At 57.8% G+C, this 341-nt stretch carries 1 protein-coding gene; it reads left to right on the top strand.

Features of this window, described 5'->3' with window-relative positions:
• On the top strand, window positions 1–341 hold a 341-nt coding region (locus EN857_RS33745; protein ID WP_135897709.1), incomplete at both ends, for an AbiV family abortive infection protein.

Raw genomic sequence — 341 nt, 5'->3', positions numbered from 1 at the left:
GAATGCTCGAAGGTCGACAGCCTCGGTGCCTGGGCAGTCAGCCTGGTTGTCGGTTTTGACGTCGATCAGAAGAAGGTCCTGTCCGCCTTCGCGCGTCATGCGTCGAAGAACAAGTCCAATGCGTATATGCTCAAGGCATCCGAGGCGGAGAGTGAGGCCAGATTGCGTGGTGACTGGGACGGCGCGATGGCGGCATTCAAGGACAGCCAGGAGGCGTTTCACGAGAGATCAAATCAAGCCAAGAACGCCTCACTTTACGTCGACTGGATCGACGGTGAGTTTGCCGCCCCGAGTGAACGCATCAGCAAGGAGATGCTGGCCGAGATCACTGAAAGGAACGC

This window comes from Mesorhizobium sp. M4B.F.Ca.ET.214.01.1.1 (assembly GCF_004791545.1).
Taxonomy (GTDB): Bacteria; Pseudomonadota; Alphaproteobacteria; order Rhizobiales; family Rhizobiaceae; genus Mesorhizobium; species Mesorhizobium abyssinicae.
The sequence above is the reverse complement of the archived record's forward strand: the minus strand, read 5'-3'. Positions and strand labels throughout refer to the sequence as shown.